Source organism: Salipiger mangrovisoli (assembly GCF_015223355.1).
GTDB classification, from domain to species: Bacteria; Pseudomonadota; Alphaproteobacteria; order Rhodobacterales; family Rhodobacteraceae; genus Salipiger; species Salipiger mangrovisoli.
Window position 1 is genome coordinate 1 of the sequence record NZ_JADFFK010000068.1, and the last position, 4,967, is coordinate 4,967.

A 4,967-nucleotide genomic window follows, 5' to 3' on the forward strand; every position below is an offset into this window, starting at 1 on the left:
GAGGCGCTGCGCAACGTGCGCAAGGTCTCGGGGGCGACGCTGGTCTGCAAGCGCGGGCCGATGGGGGCCGTGGCCTTCGAGGGGGCGATCCCGGACAGCCTCGACGCGGGTCAGAGCGGGCCGGGCTTTCCCATCGAGGTGTTCAACGTGCTGGGGGCGGGGGACGGCTTCATGTCGGGTCTGCTGAAGGGCTGGCTCGATGGCGAGGACTGGCCGACGACGCTGAAATACGCCAATGCCTGCGGCGCCTTCGCCGTCTCGCGCCACGGCTGCACCCCGGCCTACCCGAGCTGGGAGGAGCTGCAGTATTTCTTCGAGCGCGGCATCCAGCGAAAGGACCTGCGCAACGACGCGGCGCTCGAGCAGGTGCATTGGGCCACCAACCGCAAGGGCGACTGGTCGAGCATGCGCGTCTTCGCCTTCGACCACCGCAGCCAGATGGAGGAGATGGCCGGCGCCACGCCCGAGAAGATCGGCGCCTTCAAGCAGCTCTGCCTGCGCGCCGCGCAGGAGGTGGCGGCGGGGCAGGGCGGCTATGGCATTCTCTGCGACGGGCGGCTCGGGCGCGAGGCGCTCTACCGCGCCGAGGGCACGGGGCTGTGGATCGGCCGCCCGGTGGAATGGCCGGGCTCGCGGCCGCTGATGCTCGAGCCTGAGCTCGGGCCGGACATCGGCGGGCTGAAGGAGTGGCCGCGCGACCAGGTGGTGAAATGCCTCTGCTTCTGCCACCCCGAGGACGATGCCGAGACATGGGCGGCGCAGGAGGAGATGGTGCTGCGGCTCTTCACCGCCGCGCGGCGGAGCGGGCTGGAATTCCTGCTGGAGGTGATCCCCTCGAAGGTCGCGCCGGTGGACGACGAGACCACCGCGCAGGTGATCCGCCGCTTCTACGCGCTCGGCGTCTGCCCCGACTGGTGGAAGCTCGAGCCGTTCAGGACCGAGGCGGCCTGGGCCAGGGCGGTGGCGGCGATCGAGGAGAACGACCCGCGCACCCGCGGCATCGTGGTGCTGGGTCTCGACGCGCCGGAGGCCGAGCTCGCGGAGAGCTTCGCGCGCGCCGCGCGCCAGCCGCTGGTGAAGGGCTTTGCGGTGGGCCGGACGATCTTCGGCGACGCGGCGCGGGCCTGGATGGGCGGCGCGATCTCGGATGGCGAGGCGGTCGGGCAGATGGCGGCGCGCTACGCGACGCTCTGCAAGGTCTGGGACGCGGCGCGCGCCGGGGCGCGGGAGGCCGCGGCATGAAGGATGGCGAGGCAGGAGGGGGCGCTGCCCCCGCCGCGCGGCGCGCGGCTCCCCCGGGATATTTGGACCTAGAAGAACGGGCCGCGGGCGGCCGAACGGGAGGAATGGCGATGGGTACGATCCGGCTGACGGCGGCGCAGGCGATGATGAGATGGCTGTCGGTGCAGATGACCGAGGAGGGCGACCGCTTCATCGAGGGGGTCTGGGCAATCTTCGGCCATGGCAACGTGGCGGGGATCGGCGAGGCGCTGCATGGCATCGGCGCCGCGCTGCCGACCTGGCGCGGGCAGAACGAGCAGACCATGGCGCATGCCGCCATCGCCTATGCCAAGACCCGGCGGCGGCGGCGGGCGCAGGCGGTGACCTCCTCGATCGGGCCGGGGGCGACCAACATGGTGACCGCCGCGGCGCTGGCGCATGTGAACCGGCTGCCGCTGCTGCTGATCCCCGGCGACGTCTTCGCGAACCGCCGGCCCGACCCGGTGCTGCAGCAGATCGAGGATTGGGGCGACGGCACGGTGTCGGCCAACGACTGCTTCCGCCCGGTGTCGCGCTACTTCGACCGGATCACCCGGCCCGAGCACCTGCTGACCTGCCTGCCGCGGGCGCTGCAGGTGATGACCGACCCGGCAACCTGCGGACCGGTGACCCTGGCGTTTTGCCAGGACGTGCAGGCCGAGGCCTTCGACTATCCCGAGGGGTTCTTCGAGCCGAGGGTCTGGCGCATCCGCCGGCCCGAGCCGGACCCGGTCGAGCTGGAGGCGGCGCTGGAGATGATCAGGGCGGCGCGGCGCCCGCTGATCGTCTCGGGCGGCGGCGTGCTCTACTCGGGCGCCGAGCGGGTGCTGGCGGCGTTCGCTTCGCGCCACGGTATCCCGGTGGTGGAGACCCAGGCGGGCAAGGGCGGGCTGCCCTGGGAGCACGAGATGAACTTCGGCTCGCCGGGGGTCACGGGGTCTGCCTGCGGCAATGACCTGGCGGCGCGGGCGGATCTGATCCTCGGGGTCGGCACGCGGTTCCAGGATTTCACCACCGGTTCGTGGACGGTCTTCGGGGGCGAGGGGCGGCGGCTGCTGTCGGTCAACCTCGCCGGCTACGACGCGCAGAAGCACGGGGCGGTGCCGGTCGTGGGCGATGCCAAGGTGGTGCTCGAGAAGCTGGGGGCCGGGCTCGGGGCGCAGAGCTTCGGCTGGCACGATGCCGCCTCGCGGACGGGCTGGCACGAGACCGTGGCGCAGGTCACCGCCGCGCCGAACGTCCCGGGGCTGCCCAGCGATGCGCAGGTGATCGGGGCCGTCCAGCGGGTCGCCACGAAGGACACCGTCGTCATGTGCGCCGCGGGCACCATGCCCGGCGCGCTGCAGGTGCTCTGGCAGGCGGCCGAGGGCGGCTATCACATGGAATACGGCTATTCCTGCATGGGCTACGAGGTCGCCGGCGCTTTGGGCATCAAGCTCGCCGCGCCCGGGAAGGAGGTGATCTGCTTCGTCGGGGACGGCTCCTACATGATGGCCAACTCCGAGCTGGCGACGGCGGTGATGCGGCGCGTGCCCTTCACCATCGTGCTCACCGACAACCGCGGCTACGGCTGCATCAACCGGCTGCAGATCGCATGCGGCGGGGCCGAGTTCAACAACATGTACCGCGACAGCAACGTCGAGGTTCAGCCCGAGATCGACTTCGTCGCCCATGCCGCCGCGATGGGCGCGCATGCCGAGAAAGCGGCGGACATTGCCGAGCTGGAGGCGAAGATCGTGGAGGCGCGCGGGCGGGAGATTCCCACGGTGATCGTCATCGACACGACGGCGGTGCCCGGCACCGGCGCGGGCGGGCACTGGTGGGACGTCGCCGTGCCGCAGGTCGGCGGGCCGGAGCGGCTCGAGCGGGCGCGCGAGACCTACGCGGCCAATGCGGCGCAGCAGCGGGTCTTCGACTGACCGCGCGGCGCGCCATCACATGACAGGGATCGGGAGAGCAAGATGATCCGTTTCGGCACCAACCCCATCGCCTGGTCGAACGACGACGACTGGTCGATCGGCGATCACCTGAGCCTCGAGGATTGCCTGCGCGACTGTCGGGCGATCGGCTTCGACGGCATCGAGAAGGGCCACAAGATGCCCGCGGAGGGCGCCGCGCTGAAGGCCAAGCTGGCCGAGTATGAGCTGCGCTTCGCCGCGGGCTGGTTCTCGACGGGCCTGCTGGTCAATGACCTGCAGGATGAGGTGCGGGCCCTGCGCGACTGGATCGCCTTCACCAAGGCGGCGGGCGGCGATCACATCAACGCCTGCGAATGCTCGAACACGGTGCACGGCAACGACGCGGTGGCGGTGAACGACCGCCCGGTGATGAGTGATGCCGAGTGGGACCGCTTCTCGCGCGGCTACGAGGAGCTGTCGCGCGTCGCCGCCGAGGAGGGCGTGGCGATGGGCTATCACCACCACATGGGCACGATCATCGAGAGCGCGGCGGAGATCGCGCGCTTCATGGAGATGGCGGGGCCGCACACGCGATTGCTGCTCGACACCGGCCATGCCTGGTTCGGCGGCGCCGATCCCGCGGCGCTGGCGCGCAGCTACATGGACCGGGTCAGCCACATCCATTGCAAGAACGTGCGGCCCGCGGTGGCCCGCGAGGTGCGCGAAAAGGGGCTGAGCTTCCTTGAAGGGGTGCGCCGCGGCGCCTTCACCGTGCCGGGCGATCCCGAGGGATGCGTCGCCTTCGAGCCGGTGCTGAAGGTGGCAGCGGAGCGGGGCTACTCGGGCTGGATCGTGATCGAGGCCGAACAGGACAGCGCGGTCCGAAATCCCTTCGAGTACCAGAGCCTCGGGCTGCGGAGCTTGCAGGCGCTGGCGGCCGAGGTCGGGCTGATCCAGCCGCAGGGCGCGTGAGCGCGCGTCGGAGCAACAGGGCAAGGATATCGGGCACATGAGCCATCTTCTTCATCATCCCTTCGGCACCCACGGCAAGGTGCATGAGATCACCCCGGCAAGCGCCGGCTGGCGCTACGTCGGCTTCTCGCTCTACCGGCTGCGCGCGGGCGAGAACGTCCGCGAGGCCACCGGCGATCGCGAGGTCATCCTCGTGATGGTCGAGGGCAAGGCCAGGCTCACCGGCGCGGGCACGGACTGGGGCGAGCTGGGCGCGCGGATGAACGTCTTCGAGAAGACCCCGCCGCATTGCCTCTACCTGCCCAACGGCAGCGACTGGAGCGCCGAGGCCACCACCGACTGCACGCTGGCGGTCTGCTCGGCGCCGGGCGTGGGCGGCCACGCGGCGCGGCGGATCGGGCCGGAGGGCATCACCCTGACGCAGCGCGGCGAGGGGGCGAACACGCGGCACATCAACAACATCGCCATGGAAAACGAGGACTATTGCGACAGCCTGCTGGTCACCGAGGTGTTCACCCCGGCGGGCAACTGGTCGTCCTACCCGAGCCACCGCCACGACGAGGATGACTTCCCGCGCATCACCTACCTCGAGGAGACCTACTACCACCGGCTGAACCCGGCGGGTGGCTTCGGCATCCAGCGCGTCTACACCGACGACCGGCTGCTCGACGAGACCATGGCGGTGCATGACCACGACGTCGTCTGCGTGCCGCGCGGCCACCACCCCTGCGGCGCGCCGCACGGCTTCGAGATGTATTACCTCAACGTCATGGCCGGCCCGCTGCGCAAGTGGCGCTTCGTCGCCGCGCCACCGGTCGAACACCTGATGTGACGCGG

At 70.7% G+C, this 4,967-nt stretch carries 4 protein-coding genes; all 4 read left to right on the forward strand.

All coding sequences use genetic code 11. The annotated features are described in order from the left end of the window. The coding region (locus IQ782_RS29295; protein ID WP_194138187.1) for a PfkB family carbohydrate kinase at window positions 1-1,242 on the forward strand (1,242 nt) is incomplete at its 5' end. Window positions 1,243-1,352: 110 nt separating this feature from the next. After that, on the forward strand, window positions 1,353-3,179 hold the full coding sequence (gene iolD / locus IQ782_RS29300) for a 3D-(3,5/4)-trihydroxycyclohexane-1,2-dione acylhydrolase (decyclizing) (RefSeq protein ID WP_240989673.1): 1,827 nt from the start codon (window positions 1,353-1,355) through the stop codon (window positions 3,177-3,179). A gap of 42 nt (window positions 3,180-3,221) precedes the next feature. After that, on the forward strand, window positions 3,222-4,130 hold the full coding sequence (iolE, locus tag IQ782_RS29305) for a myo-inosose-2 dehydratase (protein ID WP_194138191.1): 909 nt from the start codon (window positions 3,222-3,224) through the stop codon (window positions 4,128-4,130). 37 nt (window positions 4,131-4,167) lie between these two features. Beyond that, the gene (iolB, locus tag IQ782_RS29310; protein WP_194138192.1) at window positions 4,168-4,962 is read left to right on the forward strand and encodes a 5-deoxy-glucuronate isomerase; all 795 of its coding nucleotides are present in this window, start codon (window positions 4,168-4,170) and stop codon (window positions 4,960-4,962) included. The last annotated feature ends 5 nt before the right edge of the window (window positions 4,963-4,967 follow it).